This is a genomic window from Gemmiger sp. An50 (assembly GCF_002161595.1).
Classification (GTDB): domain Bacteria; phylum Bacillota; class Clostridia; order Oscillospirales; family Ruminococcaceae; genus Allofournierella.
Window position 1 is genome coordinate 1 of record NZ_NFID01000027.1, and the last position, 20,289, is coordinate 20,289.

The following is a 20,289-nucleotide window of genomic DNA, read 5'->3' on the forward strand; positions in this document are numbered from 1 at the left end:
GTAAGATGTACATATTCCATGACGTTAGTCAGAACGGAAATAAGCCTGGTGGTGTACCATAACATCGTCTAGAATGCCTGAATCATCAAAACCAAGCTTCCAAGAGGCCGGGTCAAGAGGGTCATCAATTTCGTATTTCAAGCTATATCCACCATAGGTTGCCTCAAAGCTATCGTTCGGTTGGCCATACAGTTTTAAGACGTCTTCTCTGGTAGACCATCCCAGCATCAACCCACCGGGAAGGCGTAGTTCTGTGCCGGAAAAGTCGTAGTTGCCATATATTACATGAATACCTCCCACCGTGCCCTCGGCGGCGGGCATCGTGCTTTCGGTGGTGTTGAAGACACAGACACTGATATCCTGTTCGCGGTCGTTGCTCAGCGAGACCCATTCCCATTCATAGGACGCATACGGGCCTTCCGCGCCGGGCAGAGAAAGCCCGGCATCCTCCTCGGAAATCACCCACCCGTCGTCAAGAAAATCCGCAAGGGGAAGCGGCAACGTATACACCGCGTCATTGATCTGGATGGAAAAACTTTCCCAATCATCCGAAAGTTCGGGGGATGTGGGGTACAATTCGGCCTCCGGCGCGTCGAGTTCTGTCATAAAGTCGAGCGTTATCAAGGTGGAGGTGTGCGGCAGGTAGGTAACTTTCGCAAACAGAGCAAAGTCGTTCCCGCCCCACAGCGCGCGCCCTTCCTCGTACCTCTTTTCACTGATTTCAAAGGAATGCCGTTCGCCGGTCATATCTACGCCGCGCAGATAATAGTCGTCCGAACCATAGTCCCCGATCCCTCGCGAATATTCAAATTCCAGCCGCTCCAAATAGGCGGCTTCCGGGCGCTTGAGGTAGGGGATGTCCAAAACGAGCGGCCGGACAAGGAAGAAAGCGGCGGCGAGGCAAAGCAGAATGCCTGCGGTTCTGCCAACCTTTTGCAGGAACGTTGTGTCCGGCTGAATCAGCAGTATGAATAAGACAAGGGCGATGATCACCGCCACCAGCCCCAAGCCGCCATAGACAATGACGGCTTGCATAAACCCCGTGATGCCGATGGCAAAGGCATCGGCGCTTGTAAACCATTCCACCACCGCGAGGATGGTGATCGGCAGAAAAAAGATGACGGCGAGGAACAAAACAAACCATTTTAACTCCGCCTTGCTTTTTTCGCCGCCGGGTGTTCTTTTGTCTGTTCGGTTCTCATTTATATTGTTCATTTTCTCTCTTGCTTTTATGAAAATCAGTGTTTCAAACGCTCCAGCGCCTCGCAAATCGCAAGCATCCCCTGTTTTTGATCTTTGATTTTGGCGGTGATGCTGTTGTTGACCAGCGACAATTTTATTTTGGTTTTCCCGCTTTTCGCTTTGATAATCCGCTGGGAAGGCAGTAGCCCTTTTTGTACCTTCAGTTCGTCAAACTGGTCAAACGGAATGCAGATTTTACCGTAAATATGCGAGATATCAAACGTTTCCAACACTGCGATAACCAATGTTTTTTCTGTCACGCCAACATAACAATATACATTACTCAAGGCTCCCAGTGCCAGCATTTCGGCCGTACCGGACATCAGGGTCCCCCATGCTTTTCCCTGGTACGTTTCTCCTTCCGGGCAAATACTGGCTAACATTTCATTCATATCTTTCTCATTCATGAATAAAGTCATATAGTTCACCTCATCGTTTTGTTCATAGGTCAGTAGATCTGTTTTCAATTCAATTATAACACTCAGCTTGTTTTATGGGGTGAAACCAAGGTAAAGTATTCGTAAATATTGGGCGCGAATGACACGAAATTACCAAGCAATTAGACTAAATTGGCGTAAGAAGACACACATTTTATAGGGACAAATTTTGGGCAGCTGTGTTCCATAACCCACTGTGGGTGAACATATAATCAAAAATGCCTCTCCTTTTCCTTCCGACACTTCTGCCGGTACAAAGGAGAGGCACTTTGTGCTTCCTAACTGTCTGTATTGTAGCTTCGGAGGGGGTACAATGTAAGCTGGGTCACTCAGACAACGCAAAATTCACGAAGCAGCAAACAGAGCCAATCCCACCTGTCGTTAGGTTTCAAAAAGCGTCCCTAATACTTTACAGCGGACAAATCCTCATACATACTCATACATAGAGGACGCGGTCTTTCAAGTCAATAGCATTGAGAGCGAGCACAGTGCTTTTCTGCTCCAGAGGCAGTTCATCTCCAGCCACTGTGAAAATCGCACCTCCAGCCTCCTCCAGAATGATCCGCGCCGCGTTGTGATCCCAGGGGGAAGAGCGCATGGTAACGAATAAATCTGCCCGGCCAGCAGCCACCTCACAAAGTTCCAGGGCCACGGAGCCGAGGCACCGGACTCCCCGTACCTTCCGGGCGAGCCGGATCATCCGCTCCTGATAGGGATGGGGTTCCAAAAAGGTGTATTGCAGGCCCGGTGTTGTCAGCAGCAGCTCTGATAGTTCCCGCCGGCGAGAGGTGCGGATCGGCGTCTGATCCTGCCACGCACCGCCGCCGTGCTTTCCCCAGTACAGCGCTTTTCGCTCCACATCCAGCACCAGTCCGAACAGTGGTACGCTTCCCTCCCAACACCCCACGGAGATGGCGTAGTTTTGGTGCTGATTGATAAAATTCGTGGTCCCGTCGATGGGGTCAATATACCAGGTCACCGCCCCGGTGCGATGCGCCTCCGGCGGATACTCTTCCCCCACGATGGCGTCTTGGGGGAAGGCTGTCAGTATTTCATTTCGCAGCAGCTGTTCGATTCTGCGGTCCCAACAGGTGACAAGGTCTTGATGACCCGTTTTCTGGCTGACTTCCGCCTCTTCCAGGCGGCACTGCCGAAGAAGATCTCCGGCGTTTTGAGCAACTTTCACTGCGACATTGAATCTGTCCATCCTCCACCTTCTTTCCTTTATTTGATTTATAAAACCATATTCCTTGTGGCTTGTCAAGAAGGTTTCACCAGATCACCCGCATCTCCGCGTTATGCAACTGCGGCACCGGGCTGTGGGTCTGGATATAGCGGGCGGTGAGATCCGGCATTTCTACGCCGCCTCGCCAGAGGACCGGGCACTTCCGTAGGACATCATAGCCGCCGGTGCCGGTAGCCCGGTAGTTGCTGGTGCACAGACGAAAGGTCCCACCTCCCAGGGGTGAGCCGTCCAATTTTGTCAGCCGAACCACCCGGCTCCCCACAGGGCGGCGCAGATCGAAAGTATAAGCCAGACCAGCGTAAAAGTCGTAGTTGTAGTGCTCCACCTTGGGTAGCAGAAACTCTTCCGAAATCTGGGGTTGGCCATCAACCAACGTGAAGTAGGCGGCGCACCGTTCCAGAGTCTGCCGCAGCACCTCTTCCGTCACCTCCAGCACCACCAGAGTGTTGGCAAACAGGTAGGCTGCTGTTACACCCCGCATGGTCACTGGGGAGGCCAGCCCCACCGGGTCGTTTCCCAAGCTGGTGCAGGAGAAATCCGCCCCGGTCTCGGCCAACTGCACCTGGTTGAACAGGGCGGCCACCTGGCTGCCGTAGAGGGCGGCGTCCAGCTTCCCCTCCGGGGAAATCGGATAGGCCAACTCCCCGATGGGCTGGTCCAGCCAGACCTGCACCGCCTGTTCCAGGGCCAGTAAGCTCTGATAAGGCTCCGTGCCGTGCGTTGCACCCACTGGCGTCAGTTTGGAATGAAAACAGAAGTTTCTCCCGTCTTGCTGTCCAGTGATACGAAGAAAGTGCCCGGCGTTAGCGGGGGGCTGAACCGCATAGGTGCCAGACAACTCTACCCCTTCCACCGCCATGTGTTGGTGGCCTGTGAGGAGAAGGTCGAAGTCCAGTTCCCGAGCGATTTTACAGGCAATATTCTCTCCGCTGTCTGAGAGCACCCGCCCCGTTTCCAACTCTTCCTCAAAACCTCCGTGGTAGATACACACCCGAACGTCACACTGATCCCGAAGGGCGGAACAGGCCGTCAGGGCAGCTTGAAAAGCATCGGTAATCCGCAATCGCTCCAAGTTCTGGGGCTGTTCCCATACGTTCACAAAATCGGTGACCACGCCGGTGATCCCCACCCGCAGGCCGTTGGCCAGGGTATGCACTGCCCAGGGGCGGATGGGCAGCTCGCCACCCAAGTCCTCTACATTGGCGCATAGGCATACGCCATCCATGGCCCGTAGATAATCCCGAAGGGCCTCATAACCGAAGTTGAAGTCGTGATTACCCAAGGTAAAGTAGTCCAGACCCATCGCGTTGAAGGCCGCAGCTACCGGGTGGACAGGCCACCGGCCCCGGTTCTCCAGGTAATATTGGGTCAAAGGCGTCCCCTGCAAGGAATCCCCGCCGTCCAATACCAGGGTGTTTCCGTCCTTTTCCATCTGGTCGGCCAGATTCAGCAGGCCGGTTTTTTCCGGGCAGTTGGCGGCGTAGTTCACCGGGAAAATGTGGCCGTGGGTATCTGAGGTGTAATAGATTTGAACCGTTTTTTCCATGCTCACCCCCTGGCCAGCTTGACCCGGATTTTGGTGGAAATCCACTCCACGATCAACACCAGCACGATGAGGCCCGCCAAGATGGCACCAGCCTCCTCCCAGCGATAAGAGTTCATGGCAAAAATCAGCGGCGCACCAATACCGCCCGCTCCCACCAGGCCCAGCACGGTGGCGTCCCGTAGGTTGATATCAAAGCGGTAGATGGCGGTGGAGGCGAAGTTGGGCATCAGCTGGGGCAGGATGCCGTAGCGGATCTTCTGCCAGGTCGTGCAGCCCGCCGCGTCCAGGGACTCCAATACACGAACATCCAAGTCCTCAATGGCTTCGATGTACATTTTGCTCACCATGCCTACCGAACACAGGGACATGGTCAGCAGGCCAGCGAAGGCACCGGGGCCTGTGACGCGAATGAACATGAGGCCATAGACGAAGGCGGGAACGGTGCGGACGGCCATAATGATGATACGTCCAACAAAGGCTACCGGCTTCGGAGTCAGGTTGGAAGCCGAAAGAAAGGCCAACGGAACAGAAATGATAGCACCCACAATCGTACCCAAAAATGCGATGCAGATGGTCTCCAACAACAGATAAGGCACACCCTGGGTAGTGAAATTGAACAACAGGTCCGTATCCGGGTGGAAGATGCCCGCCAGGATATTCCAGGCAATCACCGCTCCATTTTGCGTGGTGCCCGCCGTCTCCACGGCAGAGCCGCTCCAGATCAGCAGAGCTACGACCACTACAGCTACGGCCAGCTCAAAGACCCAGCGGCGGGGCCGCTGTTCATAAGCCGCTTCGATTCGTTTGTTCATGGCAGCTCCTCCTATACCAGCCGTTTCCGGGCGGCCCGGCTGATGGTTTCAATGATAAATACAGTGACGAACAGTGCCAGCAGAATCATGCCAACGCTGGCATACTCCCGCCAGCCAATCTTCTCGTTCAGAATCAGGCCCAGGCCGCCAGCGCCCACATATCCCAGAATGGAGGCGTAGCGCACGTTGCCCTCAAAACAGAACAGGCAGTTGGAGAGGTAGGAGGGCAGTACCTGGGGGACGATGGCGCTGATAAAGGAGCGCACCTTGGTGGCCCCCATAGCCTCCAGGGCTTCAAAAGGTCCCATATCCACCGTCTCGATTTCTTCATAGAGAATCTTGCCGATGTAAGCGAAGGTAAAGATGGCGATGGCTGTGGTGCCCGCCAGAGTACCCAGGCCGAAAATGTAGGTGGCAATCAGAGCGGAGACCAGGGTAGGCAAAGTGCGGATGATACTCAACAACAGACGCATAGCTGCCACGACCACCCGGCTGTGGATGATGTTGGTGGATGCCAGCATAGCGAAGGGCACCACCAGGATGGAGCCAATGAAGGAACCCAGCAGGGACATCTTGATGGTGTCGAACAATGGCTGCCAAATCTGGGGCATATAGTCCCACTGCGGAGGGATCATGTCGCCCAGAATGACAAAAAACTCCTTAATCCGACTGACCAGGACCCCCAGGTCAAAACCGGTGACCTTCACCGAAAGAATCGTCATGGCTACCAAAATCACCGCTGCCAGCGGAGCACGAGATCTGGGTTTGGAAACCTGTTTTCCGTTGGGTAGGGTGAGCAATTTGGGTGGGAAGATTTTGTCGTATATACTCATGCCGGTTCCTCCTGCTTTCCCTGATAGATGGAGTCCAGCACCGCCTGATCCACCTGATTGGCCGGGCCATCGTAAACGATCTCCCCGGCTCGGATACCAATTACCCGGGTGGCGTACTGGAGAGCCAACTCCACATGGTGGATGTTAATGAGTACCGTAATGTGCATATCCCGGTTGATTCGCTGAAAATCGTCCATCACCTGTTTGGCAGTCACCGGGTCCAGAGAGGCCACCGGCTCATCCGCCAGGATAATCTGAGGATTCTGGGCCAGGGTCCGAGCCAGGGCCACACGCTGCTGTTGGCCGCCGGAAAGCTGATCCGCCCGGACAAAGGCTTTGTCCAGAATTCCCATTTGATCCAGGGCTTCCAGCGCCTTCATCTTTTCCTCCTTCGTGAAGATGCCAAAAGTTGCCCGCCACCAGGGCAGATCAGGGACAAAGGCGGTGAGCACATTCTTGATAACAGTGGTGCGGGTAATCAGGTTGAAGGACTGGAAAATCATGCCGATCCGGCGACGAAATTTCCGCAAGTTTTTTCCATGCAGGGTCATCACATCGGTGCCGTCCACCGTCAGTTGGCCCTGGGTAATGTCGTGCATCCGATTGATGGTACGAATCAGGGTGGACTTGCCCGCGCCTGACAGGCCGATGATGGCTACAAACTCCCCTTGGTCAATGGTAAGGTTGATGTGCTTCAGGGCCTCGAATCCATTCGGATAACGCTTTTCTACTTCTTTGAATTCTATCATGATACTCTCCCTATCCCAAACGAGGGAGGAAAGCCTCGGCCTCCCTCCCTCATTTGTGGTTCATGTTTGATTGAGTTTAACCCGCGCTGTTCAGAGACTGGATCATCTCCTGAGCGGCCCGCTCAGAGTCGTAGTCCTCGGACTTCGCCCACTGATAGCCGTTGTGGCTGTAGATGGCGATGACCTCTTTGCCTTCCTCGGTATTGCCGATGTTGATGAAGGCCTGACCCAAAGCCTGCTTGAAATCATCGTCCATGATGGGCGAGGTCTTACTGACGCTGATGGTGTCATTGTAAATAGCGGGAGTGACGCCAACCACAGCGGTGTCATCCCAGATGCTGTTGGTCATGCCGTACTCGGTTGTCCACTCATCCTCATAGTCCCGGCGGGCGTCGGCATAGGTGCAGAGGATGTCCACCTGACCGGAGGCCAGACGGGCGAAGGCACTGCCGTAGGAGTCAGACTGCACCGCGTGGGGCAGGTCGGTGATATTCTTGTCGAAGTTCTCCTGGAGCCACAGAGAGGGGTAGATGTATCCGGCAGGAGAGGAGGAATTGGCCACACTCCAGTTGGCACTGCTCACGTCCTCCCAGGTGAGGGCCTCGCCAGCGTTGACCTTGGCGGCCAGCTCCTTGCCCTTCTCAGAGGGACCGGCGATCATCAGGGCACGGTAGCTGGTGACCTGCTCAGTGGTAGGCTCGGTGGGGGCGTTGTCGTTCCAGTCCTTGGCATTATCGGAGTCAATGGACAGGCCGTCACGGGTGGCGGTCAGCAACACGTCGCAGCCGTCATCGTAGAGCACATAGGTGCCGCCGGGGATCAGGCCCACATCGGCGGTACCGGCGGCCAGAGCCTCGCCCACTGCCTCATAGCTGGTGCCCACGGTGATGTCCACCTCGCCAACATCGTACCCCAGCGTCGCCAGTTCATCGGTGAGCATCTGCTTCAAGGGTTCGGTAGCGGTAATGATTTCCTCTGGTTCGCGGGACGGGACAAAAGCAATCCGCAAGGTATCGATTTTTTTGTTGCCAGCTTCAGAAGTCGCTGTGGTACTTGTGCTGCTGTCTGTGGAACTTGTGCTGCTGGTGCTGCTCTGGGACTCGCTGTTTTGGCCGCCGCAGCCAGCCAGTAGGCCAACACACATCACACCAGCCAGCAGGAGAGAAAATGCTTTCTTCATTCTGTGATCCTCCTTGTTGTTTCTGTAAATGTTTCTGGGGTTACTTTTCTGGGGTTACTATTAAATTTATCTGTTATAGAGGGAATGCCCTCTGATAACCGCTTCAGTAAGTTAGGCCGTGTCTCCAATCTTCAGGTGAGTAGGCACCGTGACGGTCACTGCCTGGGAACGACGCTGGCTGATCCGGCCAAAAAGCAGTTCCAGAGCATTTTCCCACACATAGTCCGGGAACATCTCCAGGCAGGTGCCGGTGGGCCACTTGCTCTCCAAGGTCTGAATATCCTGATAGATAATGACCGCCACGTCTTTCGGCACACGTACGCCCAGTTCCCGGAATGCCTCTAAAGCGCCTTCAGCCACCTCATCACTGCCCAACAGAACTGCTTCCGCCAAGGTATGCTCTTCCACGGCCTTCTTGGCCAGCGCATAGCCACTTTCTCGACTGATTTCCCCCACATGGAAGGTTCGGGGATCGTACTGGCCGCGCTTTTCCAAGATGCGCCGGATGGCGGCCAGACGGTGGGTGCCGATGCGGCCATTAGCCCCGTCGTAAATACCGCCGATATACCCCAGGCCAGTGTACCGTTTCTGATCCAGCAGGTAGGACACCATCTGCTCCTGGCCCCGGTCGAAGTCCACCTGCACCTGGTCGAACTCGTAGTTGTGCTGGTTGGAGTTCACAAAGACGATGGCGAAGGACAGGGAGCGTAGAAAGTCGATTTCCTTCTCGCTGAACACCCCCAAGGCGATAATGCCATCTACCTTTTGAGGCTCACTGAAAGTCAACCGAACAAAGGTTACCTCGTACCGGTCGGTCATCATCTGTACCAGACAGGACAGAGACGAGAGCCGTACATTGTGCCGGTCTGGGCGGATGATCCGCCAGTCCGCCACCCCAATGACCAGGTGCGTTTTATGCTCTGCCGCCTTTCTCTGGCGAGGAGATACATAGCCCAGGACGTGGGCCGCCTGAAAAATCCGGGCCCGCACCTCCGGTGAGACAGAGATGTTGTCGTCCTTGTTCAAAACCCGTGAGACCGCCGCAGTCGAGACCTGAGCGGCTTGGGCCACATCCTTGATTGTCGCCATGAGGCTCCTCCTTTCGTATCGTTTCAAGCTCATTATATAGCGCCTTCTGTCGAAGTCAATACGCTTTACTAAAATTTTACTAAATAATGAACCGGTTATAACATGGAGTAGTCCTGCAATGCATCGTAAGGGCAAACGGCGGCACGACCAACATGGGCCGTGCCGCCTTTCGCGTTACCATTCCTGCTCCTGCTTCCGTTTGCGGGTAGGCAGCGACATGGATTTGTGCCTTTGCTTCGCCACTTGGATGGCGGCGTATTCCTCTGCCGTATCGTTGGTCAAGCGCGTCTGTGCCTGTTTAGCGTCCATCCACCGCAGCGGCGAATATTTTTCGCCAAATACCTGCTCCAACTTTTCATTGGCGGCTGCTTCATACCCAGATCGGATGGCCTGCCGGGCCTCATACAGTTCCACCGGGTCAAGGTCGGTGGCCTGCGATTTCACCTCGGCGTATTCATGCAGTGCGGCATCCAGTTCGGCGGAATATTTCTGCTCCTGCTCGTCCAATTTTTGCAGGTTGGATTCCAGCACGGCGATGTCTTTGCGGAAGGTCTCGGCCCCAGCATCCTCAGCATACTCAAATTGCTGCAACAACAGCGCCTTTTCAGAGCGCAGTTCCTCCAGATCCTCGGTCAGCTCCGCAATCTTAGCGCCCAACTCTTTGTGCTTGAACACCTTCCACGCAGGCAGGGATTCTTTCTCGGCTTTCACTGTTTTGCGCTCTCTGCCTTTCTCCTTGATCTGCTGCGCCAAATTGATGAACCGTGTCAGCTGGGGCTTGTACACAGTAAGGGCTTTCTGACAGCTGGCACGGCCTGCACGGATATGAGATAGCTGGTAACAGAAAATTAAAATCCTGCTGCGTAATTTTTCCAGACGCTCCGCTACGGCGGGCACGGTGTGGACAACCAAAGCGGCCAGCTTTTTGACCTCCGCTTTCAGTTCCCGCAGCAGGGCATTGTCGGCCTTGATCTGCCGGTTCAGTTCGCAGCGATCGGAGACGATGCCGCGCCGCTCCAACGCCTGGGCTGCCACGCCCTCGTGAATCGTGGGCCGTTCCTCCAGTCCACGCTCGGCATGGCTGCGGTGGTCGATGCGGCTGTCGTGACCAGCCAACTCCAGACAGCGGTTCGCTGCCGTGGCCCACGCCTCGCGCCAGACGAGCAGTTGTTCTTCGCTGTTCCACCGCGCAGAGATGGGATTCTGCCTGCCGTACCGGGTGCTTTTGGGGTGTTTGTCCGCACGAACATAGCCATGCGCCTGGGCTGCGGAAGGAGCCATGTACACTTTCTTTTTGCCGACTTTGTAGGAATACTGCTTCTCCCAGCCCTCGGCCTGTGCAGCCTTGAACTCAGAGGTAGTGAAGCCCCGTTCTTCGCCGTCCTTGACGCAGAGATATTCTTTCTCAGTCTTGTACTGCCAGGTGCCGTTTTCATTGAGCGGACGCACCGTCAGCAGGATGTGGGCGTGGGGATTGTGGCCGTCGGTGTCGTGGATGGCAACGTCGGCGCACATTCCTTCATCTACGAACTGCTCCCGGATAAATTCTTGCAGAAGTTCGATCTGCTGCTGGCGTGACAGCTCGATGGGCAGCGCGGCGACAAATTCCCGCGCAAGGCGGCTGTCCTTGGTTTTCTCCGCTTCCTCCACGGCGTTCCAGAGTTTTTCCCTGTCCTGCCATTCCGGGGGAGCCATTGGCGGCAGGAACACCGCCTGCCAGGCAAGACCCTGTTTGCGGGTGTAGTCGTGCTGCACCCCGTCGTAATCGTTGAGCATCCGGGAACAGCTCAGATAGGCCGAAGCGGCCACAGCGGAGCGCCCCGCGCCCCGGCTGACCATCTTGGCCTCCAAATGGTAAATCGCCATAGATCACCTTGTCCTTTCTAAAGGGGTACTGGAAATGTTCACCCCTTTTTCTAAAAAGGGCGTCGTGAATCACGACACCCAACCAAACAGGGGTGGAATCAAATTGTTCTGCCCCTGTATCTGCAACAAAGCTGCCGGTGGCAGGTTTGCGCAGGCAGGCGGCGGGATGGGGTGGTATATTGCCACCCCATGAACAGGGGGTTCCAAAATGGAAGCCCCTGCGCCGACTGCGTGGGCAAGGCTGGCAGTTTGTAAATAATGCAGCCTTGTCCAGCGGCTCCCGCAGGAGACGCAATCCCCCCCCTCGGAGAGCGCACGTGCCCGACCAACGGGAGGGCTACCACCGCCTGCTTTAGCAGGTGGTGAGTAAGTGCGCCCTTCGGGTACAAAAAAGGAAAGCCCCCGGTTTCCCGGAGGCCCTCCAGCGTAAAAATAAAATCGTTACCGCTTCTGCAAGAGATAGCTTTCGAGGTCGGACAACTCCATCGCCCGCACCTCTGGCATCGCCTTTTCCAAAATCGCACCTTCCTGGATCAGCCGCCGTGTCCGGACCTTGCGTTCCTTGACCCGATCCCGCGCTTGGGCTTCCTCCATGCAGTGCTTTGCCTGCAACAGTTTCTTTTCCGCATCGGTCATACGATTACCTCCGTTTCTGCCAGACCACATCGTACCCCAGCACATCGGCCAGCTCTACGGCCTCCCGATACCGCAGCGAACCCCGCTGCAATTTGCCGGAAAGGTTGGATACGCTGTCGCTCCAGCCATATTCGTCGTGCAGAAGGTCAACGACTTCCTGCATGGTGTACCCGGTGCGGACGATCTGCGCCTTGATTTCGTTTCGGATGCTCGATTTCATAAAAATTCCTCCATTTTTTACTTGGGTGTTAAAGCATGATTTCCGGTTGCGTCATAAAAAGAACCGGCTGCGCTGGAGAGCGCACCGGCTTTGGTCAATGGTGAAATTTGCGCAAATGCTGTTTTGCGATAGAAATAATTCCTCCCGTATCGTTGATCAGAGTCGGAATATTCGACTTCGCGGAAATACGGGGCTTTTCCCCGTTCGGGCTGTATCTGCACGAGACAATGCAGCGTGTGCGCAGTTCCGCGAGCCGCTATCCGGTGAACGGTGTGCGGAAAAGGGAGAAACATTTCGCCGTTTTGTGATTGCTTCAAAATATGCCTGCAAAATCACTGCGTTTCCTGTCCGTTTTGGTTGTTCCCAAAATGGGAACGACCACTTTAGGCGGTGAGGCGTGTTTGCAATATATGAGGTAACAGGGCTAACCGCTGCGTACGTACGTACAGTGGTTCAGTCCCGCCACCCTTCCGATGTGTCTCTCGGTACGTACGTACGCAGCGAATCACCGGAAAACACCGATATATTAGGATGAACCAATGCCTCGATCCCGAAAAAGCCCCGTACCCGGCGACCGGCGGCGTTGGTAACATTGTTGCAGTATTCGAGATTGTACCTGCTCTGGCTGCCAATCACAGCGTCGCTGAAGCTGCGGGGCTTCATTGTGGTCAGATTATTTTCGGCACAATAAATCTGATACGCCTCGTACAGTTCCTTGGAGCTGATGGACGCATCGGCTTTCAGCCGGATATAGCCCTCGGATTCCAAAAAGTCAAACACATTGTTGTTGTCCCGCTTGACTGCCTCCCGGTTCTCTCTGGTGCGCTGGCTCTCGGTAAACTTGAAGTTGTTCGCCACCAGCCGCTGTAATCCTGCAAAAGCCCAGAGGAAGATGCCCTCAATCTCCGCTTTCATCTTTTCAGCCAGGTCGGGATCATCCACACGGTCGGCAGGTTTCTCTTTGGTAGTCAGCACCAGCTGCCGCCGGTAAAAGCCGTCACTGCGGTCAAAGAGCGCCTGCAAATCTCCGTTGCTGAATGCCAGCAGCCGGGCGCACATCCATCCCTGATAGCTCTGCTTTCCCTTGCGTTCCAAATCCATCTTGCCCTGCGCGGTGACGATGGATTTTACATAGTTGGTCTGGCGCAGCGCCTCCATCCGCATATCGTCGTCCACACATAGTAGAATGTGTTCCAGATCAGCGCGGGCGAAGCGATTCTCTGAGATTTTGCCGATGCTCCCGTCCTTCATATTGCTGCCGAATAGGGCGGACAGCACCGCGCCGATTTGGCTCTTGCCCTCACCACCGTTACCCTTAATCACCATCATCCGCTGGCCCTTGTTGCTGGGAATCAGGCAGTATCCGATGAACTCCTGCAAGGTGGGAATGTCCTCCGGGTATAGCAACCCGTCCAGAAAAGCCAGCCAGCTGGTAGGCGCGTGGGCGTTGGGATTGTAAGCCACCGGTAGGCGACAGCGGACGATCTCTGGTTTCCCCTCTGTAAAGGTTCCATCCAGAAACAGCGTGCCGTTTGCCAGATGGATGCGGTCCGCCTCCGGCGGGAAGTCCTCCAGCAGTGCGGCCAGCTTCATCAGCTCCACAATGTTGCTGATTTTGCGGGGGATGTTGCTGACCGCACAGCAGCGCAGTTCGTCAAAGATTTCGCTGCGTAGGGGCAGATCAGTGGTCACGCGGCCATCGGGCGTAAAAAAAGCCCCGTTTGTGTAGATGATTTTGTGCCGGTTCAGAAAATCATCGCAAAACAGGGCTTCGTTGATACTCTTTCCGTCAAACCAGATGGGCTGGTTGACCTCAGGCGATTGCTCGTTCTTCGCCACGGTGCTGCACCTCCTTTTTCAGACGTTTCAGCCGCTGCTCCAGCGCGGCGATAGTTCCGTCCTTCAGCAACATATCTACTGATTTCACACGCTGTTCCAGTACCGCAAACATGAGAACATCCAACAGATACTCTACATATTCAAGCATCTGACCCGCTTCTACGAAACGGTCATCCAGTTCATCTTCCGGCGAGTGCGGTGCATACTCGACCTTCCAGCGTTCCAGCAGGTGCAGATAATCGCATAGCACCCGCTGGCAGTACATCTCATCGTTGCGGAAGGCCCGCGCCAGCGGATAGGGCTTTTTCAGCGCCACAGCTGCCGGGGGCTTATCCGGGTCGATACCGAAATCATAGGCCAGCTTCTTTGCGGCCTCGTAGCTGCTCAGGCCGAACAATCTTGCCACAAAGTCAATCACGTCCCCGGCGGCCCCGCAGCCAAAGCAATAGAAATAATCCCTGTTCAGCTTCATGCTGGGATGCCGGTCATCGTGGAAGGGGCAGCAGATCATATCGCCCCGGTTGACTTTGCAGCCGTAGTGCTCGGCGGCCTGCTTCACAGTGACAGAGTTTTTCACAGTTTCAAATAATGTCAAAATAGTACCTCCATATTTGAGCATAGAAAAAGCGGCCTGCCCTCGTCGGGCAAGCCGCTGTGTTCGGTGTTATGCGATTTTGCTTGTTTCTGTAGGTTCCTGCTCGGATACTGCATCCGGCGGCGGAAGCTCCCGCTTTTGCTGGCGGTAAAACCGCTGGCGGCAGGCGGGCGTACAGAACTTGGCGTTGGGGCGGATGGAGTGGAAGCTCTCCCCGCAGCACTGGCAAACCAGCGCATACGGTTCGCCCGGCACGATCTGCCCCTCGGCAATCTTTTTCTTGCGTTCCTTCTGCCGCAGATACTTCTCATGGTCACGGATGCGCTTCTGGCGGCGCTTTTCCTCTGCGGCCAATTCTTCCGGGGTCGGCTCCGGCATGGGAACATCGAATTTTCCGATGAACTTGAGATAAATTTCAATCTCCTGGATACGTTCGCCGGTGCTGCGGTCAGGCGCATGAACCACGATCTTCTCCACAAACTCGTTGATCATCGGCGCGGTCAGCTCGGAAAAATCCGTGTACTTTTTCGCCAGGGCCAGGAACTTGTCGGCGCGGTCGGTGTCCTCGTTAAACTGGTCAAGGTTGGTCTGATCGCTAGCAAGGGCCTGTTCCAGTTCGTCCTGCTCCTTCTCATATTCAGTGGACAGCATCTCGAACCGCTTTTCCTCCAGTTTGCCCATCGCATAGGTTTCATACAGCTTTTTAATGAGCATATCCAGCTCCGCGATGCGCTTTTTGGCCTTAGCCACCTTGCGCTTCAACTCTTTGACGGCCTCCTGCTGGCGCACCTGGGAGATGCTGCGCACCTTCTGGATAAATTCCTCTTTGTTCTGAATGGCATAGCTGGCGGTGGTTCGGATGATATTCAGCACCAGCTCGGTCAAGGCTTTGGTGCTGACACTGTGAGAAAAACACTGTTTGGTTTCTCGTTCGATAGTCAGGCAGTAGGTGGAGCAGTTATAGGTATCGCTGCCGTACTCTCTACCGTCCGATCTGGTATGCCGCCCTCGATGATTGTACATCTTAGCCCCGCAGTCTGCACAGAACACCAGGCCCGTGAAGGGATTGGCGACGCCGGTGGTATCTGTCCGGCGCACCGTCCGCTTCACCTGCTGGGCCAGTTGCCATGTCTCCGGGTCAACAATGGCCTCGTGAGTGTTCTCAAAGATCAGCCAATCTTCCGGGGCGTTCTTCACCCGCTTGTCCCGGTAGGACTTTTTGGAGGAGCGGAAGTTCACCGTATGCCCCATATATTCCGGCCGCTCCAGCAAGGTGCTGACGGTGTTGCCGTACCAGTCATAGGGGCGGTTCTTGTCCAGCATGGATGTGCCGCTCTTTTTGCCCTGCTTTTTCTGCTTCGCCCGCTGCTTGGCGAGATAGTAGCCGGGACACTCTACCTTCTCGGCGGTAAGCATTTTGGAAATCTCGTAGGGGCCGTGCCCCTCCACAGCCAGCCGGAAAATGCGCCGCACCACGGCGGCGGCTTCCTCATCCACCAGCCAGTGGTCTTTGTCCTCCGGGTCTTTCTTGTAGCCGTAGATGGCGCTGTTGGATGTGGGCTTGCCCGCCTTGCCCTTCACCCGGTAGGCCGCCGCAACCTTTTTGGACTGGTCGCGCAGATACCACTCGTTCATGATATTCAAAAACGGCGCAAATTCGCTGCTTTCCTGTTCGTCGCTGTCAATGTTGTTGGCGACAGCAATAAAATGAACCCCATACTGCCGGAACATGATCTCGGTATAAAAGCCGGTTTGCAGGTAATTACGACCGATCCGACTGAGGTCTTTGCACAGCAGGTGGGCCACCATCCCGGCCTCAATGTCGGCGACCAGGCGTTTCCAGCCCGGACGCTCAAAATTGCCGCCCGACCACCCATCATCCGTATAGTGGACAATGTTGGTATAGCCCCGCTGCTTTGCATAGCTTTCGAGATACCGCTTCTGGTTCAGAATGGAGTTCGAGTCGCCCGCAACGTCATCGTCACGGGACAGGCGCTCATAGAGCGCGGTAATTTTTTCTTCCGTCTGTCTGGTTGCCATATCAGGCGCTCCTTTCAGACTGACGGCTCATTTGTGGCAATTCCATTATACCACATTCCCCGTCCATTGCCAGCCCATCATTGCGGATCAACCGCAAAATTTTATCTTCCATCGTCTCGTTTGCGGTTTCGCTGAGATGGACACGCACCTTGTAGGTGGTCTTGCCGATGTGCCGTGTCAAAAAGATGCCCTTCGTTTCTGCCATTGAACCTCTCTTTCTTGCGCCCGGGGCGCAGCCGTTGTATACTATGAATAGTTCCGTTTTGTGTAACTGTCAATCCGCACAGCTACTTGCGGTGCATCAGCATGGCGCGGTTCCTCCTTTCTCTTGCTTGTCAGCAGCCTTGTAACCTGTTTGTTTGCTGTTCGGGTTACTTCCTCTACTGATAGGAGAAAAAGCGGGTGTAAAACGGAACCATTTTCGCAGAAACACAAAATTATTTTTTGAGGAGGCGAGGTCATGGCGTGGATACTGGACGATGACGGCCTGCTGGATGCGGCGGATGGCTTCGCCGGTTGGGACGATGCGCTGGAGGACGATACGCTCGCGCAGGAGCTGGCACAGGAACGCGCCGTAGAGCTGGAAAGCGAACTGGAGCAGGACGAGCGGCCCATTGACTATGACGCCGAGCTGGAGGATGCGGAGGAAGAAGCAGCGCCCACCAGCGGGAAACGGCTGAAACGGGAGCTTCGGGCCGAGGCGCTGCGCCGGTTGGAAGATGCCGCCCGGACAGCGGAGGACTTCGCCGTTGTGGTGGAGGAATGGAACAAGCTCGACCGCAATCGTGAGCGCCGGGAACGGGATCACGAAAACCTGCGGGGCGATGTACCGCTGGAATATCAGGCCGTGCCGGAGCCGAAGATCGTGCCTCGCTGGCTGAACAATCCGGCGGTGCGCCAGCTGTGCAGCGGCAACTTCCTGGACATCCTCTTTGACTGCCCCTACGAGATGCACCAGCTGACGGCCAATGCGTTTCTGTCCCAGATGATTGAGGAACTGAGCGAGGAACACAAGGAAATCCTCTATTTTCTTTCTATTCGGCTATACAGCACCACCCAGCTGGCGCAGTTGCGCGGCCAATCTGACAGGAATATCCGCAAGGTGCGCAACACCATCCGAAAGAAGTTGCAAAAGAAGCTGTACGCCCATCTGTGCCGAGTGCAGGACGAGGGCAAAAGTCTGACGCTGCGGGAGCGGCAGTTTATGGAGGAATATGCTGCGTTGCTTGGGGAAAAGGGAAAAGACGCTGTGATACGCCGGGAGAACAAGACCAAACGGCGCAAGAAAAAAGCCGCCCTTGACGGCGGCAAGGACAGCGAGTAATATAAAACTATGAAGTAAGATTACATGGTAGAAGGAGGGTATTCATGGAACATACCGAAGCAAAGCAGGCCATGAAAGAACTGACCATGATGTTGATTTATCTTTCCCGTTTTTGCGAACGGGAAAAGTTCGCGGAAGCCAAACACTTCTATGCCTGGAAAGGTTACGATTTTGATGTGCTGAATGGACTGGACGATGAAGATTTGATCCGTCAGGGTAGCCGCAGGAGCAAGAGCGTTTATTTGACCGAAACTGGCAAGGAATACGCCCGGTCGCTACTCGAAAAGTATGGTATTGACGATTGGAAGTGAGGGACGGTGGCATGAAGAATCTGTTTGAACAGTCCCGTTCCCATTGGGTGCGGTATGACCGCTATGAGCTGAAAACTGCCGCTGATGGAAAGTGGTACGTCACACCGGCCAAAGATGCGAAGCCCGATGTGTATAATCCCATGAAGGAAATGCCCGGCATGGTGCTGGACGCCCTCAATGTGGGGATGCTGATGATGGGCCGCAGGACGGACGTGGACGTGGAAACGGCCATTTTGGAATTTGTCTCCAAGTACGGCCTGCTAGGCCTAATGACAGCGCTGCCCACTACGCCGTCCTTTATGGACTACGAGGCGGTCTATCTGCCGAAGAACCACTTCATCAAGGCAGAGGCGATGGAGACAGAGGATTACCTGGCACTATTTTATCCTTTTGATCAGTTGGAAGTGGTAAAACAGGGCGTAGAATCCGGCTGGACAGTTTCAAACGACCGCACGATGATCGCGCTGACCATGACCTTTGCCGACGAACCAATGGCGAAAACCATGAGTTTCCAGCGGGAGTATGCAGAACCCTACGATTGGATCGCCCAGCAGCTCAAAGACTGGGCCTTTACGCTGACGACCTCCATTTTGTACTACCATGACTACGATTCCATCGACGAGGGAACCCGGAACCTGTACCGCAAGGCGATGGCGGCCTTTGGCGGGATCGCGCCCAGTTATCACATCGAGCTGCTGGAAAAGCCCACAATTTACTGGGACTTCCATTCGCTTTTGCTGGGCATCCAGATGATGTTCAGCTTTATGCTTGTGGACGATGCCAAGCCGCTGCGGCTGTGCAAGCACTGTCAGAAAGTATTCATATCCAGCCGCGCCAACGCCGCGTTTTGCAGCGCACGATGCAAGAACCAGTATAATGTCTATAAGAGCCGGGGAAAACATAAAGAACAGGACGGTGACGAAAATGCCTGAGAGCCAGAACACGGAATGGAAAAGCAAATGGAAGGACGAATATCTGGAATGGATTTGCGGCTACGCTAACGCACAGGGCGGGAAAATCTATATTGGCTGCGATGACGAAGGAAACATCGTCGGCCTGCCTAATGCCCGCAAGCTGCTGGAGGACATTCCCAACAAAATTCGGGATGCGATGGGAATTATTGTCGGCGTCAACCTGTTGGACAAGGACGGCAAGGAATATATTGAGATCGACGTGCCACCGTATCCCATCGGTATTTCCTGCAAGGGCGTCTACTACTACCGCAGCGGCAGTACCCGGCAGATTCTGACCGGCCCGGCGCTGGAAGCCTTCCTCATGCGAAAGAGGGGCGTGACTTGGGACAATCTGCCTCTCCCGGCTTTTTCGCTGGATGATGTGGATGACGAAACGGTGGCGCACTTTAAGCAGTGGGCCGCCAGAAAAGGGCGCATCGACAAAAGCGTACTGGATGAGCCAAAAGATGTGCTGATGGAAAAGCTGCACCTGATGAACGGCCCGTATCTGACCAACGCGGCCATGCTCCTGTTTAGCAAAGACCCAGAGAAATGGCAGTTGGGCGCGTATGTGAAAATCGGCTACTTTGAGACGGACGCCGACCTGCTGTATCAGGATGAAATCCACGGCTCCATTCTGGAACAGATCGACAAAATTGTGGAGCTGGTGTATCTCAAGTACATGAAGGCCAAAATCACCTATGAAGGGATGCAGCGAATTGAGCGATACTTTGTGCCGGAGGAGGCCCTGCGGGAAGCCTTGCTGAACGCCCTGTGCCACAAGCAGTATCAATCCGGCGTGCCGATCCAGATCAGCGTGTACGAAGATAAGCTGTATATCGCAAACTGCGGGTGCCTGCCGGAAAACTGGACGCTCGAAAACCTGATGAGCAAGCACGCTTCCAGCCCCTACAACCCAAATATCGCCCATGTGTTCTATCTGGCGGGCTTTATTGAGAGCTGGGGCCGGGGCATTGAGAAAATCTGCTCGGCCTGTGAAAAGGACGGCGTGCCGCAACCGGAATATACCATCAATCCCGGCGATATTATGATAAAGTTCACCGCACCGGAAGATCGGCTCATCCGTTCTGTTACCAGCAGGGTGACAGAAAAGGTAACAGACAAGGTGACAGATACGCTGGATGAGACATCACTGAAAATTCTGAATCTCCTTGCCGTCGATCCAGCATACACAACGACTTTCCTTGCCGAAAATCTGTCTCTGAGCCGGAAAACCGTGTCGCTTAGATTAAAAATGCTCAAAGAGAATGGCTTGATTGAGCGCATCGGTTCCGACCGCAAAGGATACTGGAAGTTGCTGAAATAACGCAAAATGCCCTCACGGCAGGCTGACAAGGCTTGCTGTGAGGG

20 protein-coding genes are annotated in these 20,289 nt (G+C 54.9%); 4 read left to right on the plus strand and 16 right to left on the minus strand.

Annotated features, from left to right (window positions below; translation table 11 throughout):
* Positions 1 to 24 precede the first annotated feature (24 nt).
* The 16 genes from B5G03_RS16420 to B5G03_RS16495 form a co-directional block, all read right to left on the minus strand.
* A complete protein-coding gene (locus B5G03_RS16420) occupies positions 25 to 1,215 on the minus strand; it encodes a hypothetical protein (protein WP_087182750.1) in 1,191 nt (396 codons plus the stop codon).
* Positions 1,216 to 1,238: 23 nt separating this feature from the next.
* Positions 1,239 to 1,661: a hypothetical protein gene (locus B5G03_RS16425; protein ID WP_087182751.1), complete on the minus strand. Its 423-nt coding sequence runs from the start codon at positions 1,659 to 1,661 to the stop codon at positions 1,239 to 1,241.
* A gap of 454 nt (positions 1,662 to 2,115) precedes the next feature.
* Positions 2,116 to 2,886: an inositol monophosphatase family protein gene (locus B5G03_RS16430; RefSeq protein WP_087182752.1), complete on the minus strand. Its 771-nt coding sequence runs from the start codon at positions 2,884 to 2,886 to the stop codon at positions 2,116 to 2,118.
* A gap of 64 nt (positions 2,887 to 2,950) precedes the next feature.
* A complete protein-coding gene (locus B5G03_RS16435; RefSeq protein WP_087182753.1) occupies positions 2,951 to 4,471 on the minus strand; it encodes a bifunctional metallophosphatase/5'-nucleotidase in 1,521 nt (506 codons plus the stop codon).
* Positions 4,472 to 4,473: 2 nt separating this feature from the next.
* Positions 4,474 to 5,283 (minus strand): phosphonate ABC transporter, permease protein PhnE, encoded by an 810-nt coding sequence (gene phnE / locus B5G03_RS16440; protein WP_087182754.1) that lies wholly within the window; start codon positions 5,281 to 5,283, stop codon positions 4,474 to 4,476.
* Between the two features lie 11 nt (positions 5,284 to 5,294).
* Positions 5,295 to 6,116, minus strand: a complete 822-nt coding sequence (gene phnE / locus B5G03_RS16445; RefSeq protein ID WP_087182755.1) for a phosphonate ABC transporter, permease protein PhnE — start codon at positions 6,114 to 6,116, stop codon at positions 5,295 to 5,297.
* The gene (phnC, locus tag B5G03_RS16450) at positions 6,113 to 6,865 is read right to left on the minus strand and encodes a phosphonate ABC transporter ATP-binding protein (protein WP_087182756.1); all 753 of its coding nucleotides are present in this window, start codon (positions 6,863 to 6,865) and stop codon (positions 6,113 to 6,115) included. The genes phnE (B5G03_RS16445) and phnC overlap by 4 nt, the downstream gene beginning before the upstream one ends.
* A 76-nt stretch (positions 6,866 to 6,941) precedes the next feature.
* The gene (locus B5G03_RS16455) at positions 6,942 to 8,045 is read right to left on the minus strand and encodes a phosphate/phosphite/phosphonate ABC transporter substrate-binding protein (protein WP_087182757.1); all 1,104 of its coding nucleotides are present in this window, start codon (positions 8,043 to 8,045) and stop codon (positions 6,942 to 6,944) included.
* 111 nt (positions 8,046 to 8,156) lie between these two features.
* Positions 8,157 to 9,134, minus strand: a complete 978-nt coding sequence (locus tag B5G03_RS16460; RefSeq protein WP_087182758.1) for a LacI family DNA-binding transcriptional regulator — start codon at positions 9,132 to 9,134, stop codon at positions 8,157 to 8,159.
* Between the two features lie 174 nt (positions 9,135 to 9,308).
* On the minus strand, positions 9,309 to 11,000 hold the full coding sequence (mobQ, locus tag B5G03_RS16465; RefSeq protein ID WP_087182759.1) for a MobQ family relaxase: 1,692 nt from the start codon (positions 10,998 to 11,000) through the stop codon (positions 9,309 to 9,311).
* A gap of 441 nt (positions 11,001 to 11,441) precedes the next feature.
* The gene (locus tag B5G03_RS16470) at positions 11,442 to 11,636 is read right to left on the minus strand and encodes a DUF3847 domain-containing protein (protein ID WP_087182760.1); all 195 of its coding nucleotides are present in this window, start codon (positions 11,634 to 11,636) and stop codon (positions 11,442 to 11,444) included.
* Positions 11,637 to 11,640: 4 nt separating this feature from the next.
* Complete coding sequence (locus B5G03_RS16475) at positions 11,641 to 11,856, minus strand: phosphoribosylglycinamide formyltransferase (protein WP_087182761.1); 216 nt, start codon at positions 11,854 to 11,856, stop codon at positions 11,641 to 11,643.
* Between the two features lie 453 nt (positions 11,857 to 12,309).
* Positions 12,310 to 13,695, minus strand: a complete 1,386-nt coding sequence (locus tag B5G03_RS16480; protein WP_087182762.1) for a DNA primase family protein — start codon at positions 13,693 to 13,695, stop codon at positions 12,310 to 12,312.
* On the minus strand, positions 13,670 to 14,290 hold the full coding sequence (locus tag B5G03_RS16485; RefSeq protein ID WP_087182763.1) for a CHC2 zinc finger domain-containing protein: 621 nt from the start codon (positions 14,288 to 14,290) through the stop codon (positions 13,670 to 13,672). Before B5G03_RS16485 ends, B5G03_RS16480 begins: the two co-directional genes overlap by 26 nt.
* 69 nt (positions 14,291 to 14,359) lie before the next feature.
* Entirely contained in the window at positions 14,360 to 16,330 is a 1,971-nt protein-coding gene (locus B5G03_RS16490) for a recombinase family protein (protein WP_087182764.1), read from the minus strand.
* A gap of 1 nt (position 16,331) precedes the next feature.
* Complete coding sequence (locus tag B5G03_RS16495) at positions 16,332 to 16,535, minus strand: transposon-encoded TnpW family protein (RefSeq protein ID WP_015573777.1); 204 nt, start codon at positions 16,533 to 16,535, stop codon at positions 16,332 to 16,334.
* Between the two features lie 255 nt (positions 16,536 to 16,790).
* On the opposite strand from B5G03_RS16495, the gene B5G03_RS16500 reads away from it, so the two are divergent.
* The 4 genes from B5G03_RS16500 to B5G03_RS16515 are packed head-to-tail and all read left to right on the plus strand — an operon-like array spanning position 16,791 to position 20,245.
* Entirely contained in the window at positions 16,791 to 17,654 is an 864-nt protein-coding gene (locus B5G03_RS16500; RefSeq protein ID WP_087182765.1) for a hypothetical protein, read from the plus strand.
* A 44-nt stretch (positions 17,655 to 17,698) separates the two neighbouring features.
* Positions 17,699 to 17,965, plus strand: coding sequence for a DUF6429 family protein (locus B5G03_RS16505; protein ID WP_087182766.1), 267 nt, complete (start codon positions 17,699 to 17,701; stop codon positions 17,963 to 17,965).
* 11 nt (positions 17,966 to 17,976) lie between these two features.
* The gene (locus B5G03_RS16510) at positions 17,977 to 18,897 is read left to right on the plus strand and encodes a hypothetical protein (RefSeq protein ID WP_087182767.1); all 921 of its coding nucleotides are present in this window, start codon (positions 17,977 to 17,979) and stop codon (positions 18,895 to 18,897) included.
* Entirely contained in the window at positions 18,890 to 20,245 is a 1,356-nt protein-coding gene (locus tag B5G03_RS16515; protein ID WP_087182768.1) for an ATP-binding protein, read from the plus strand. Before B5G03_RS16510 ends, B5G03_RS16515 begins: the two co-directional genes overlap by 8 nt.
* Positions 20,246 to 20,289: the final 44 nt, after the last annotated feature.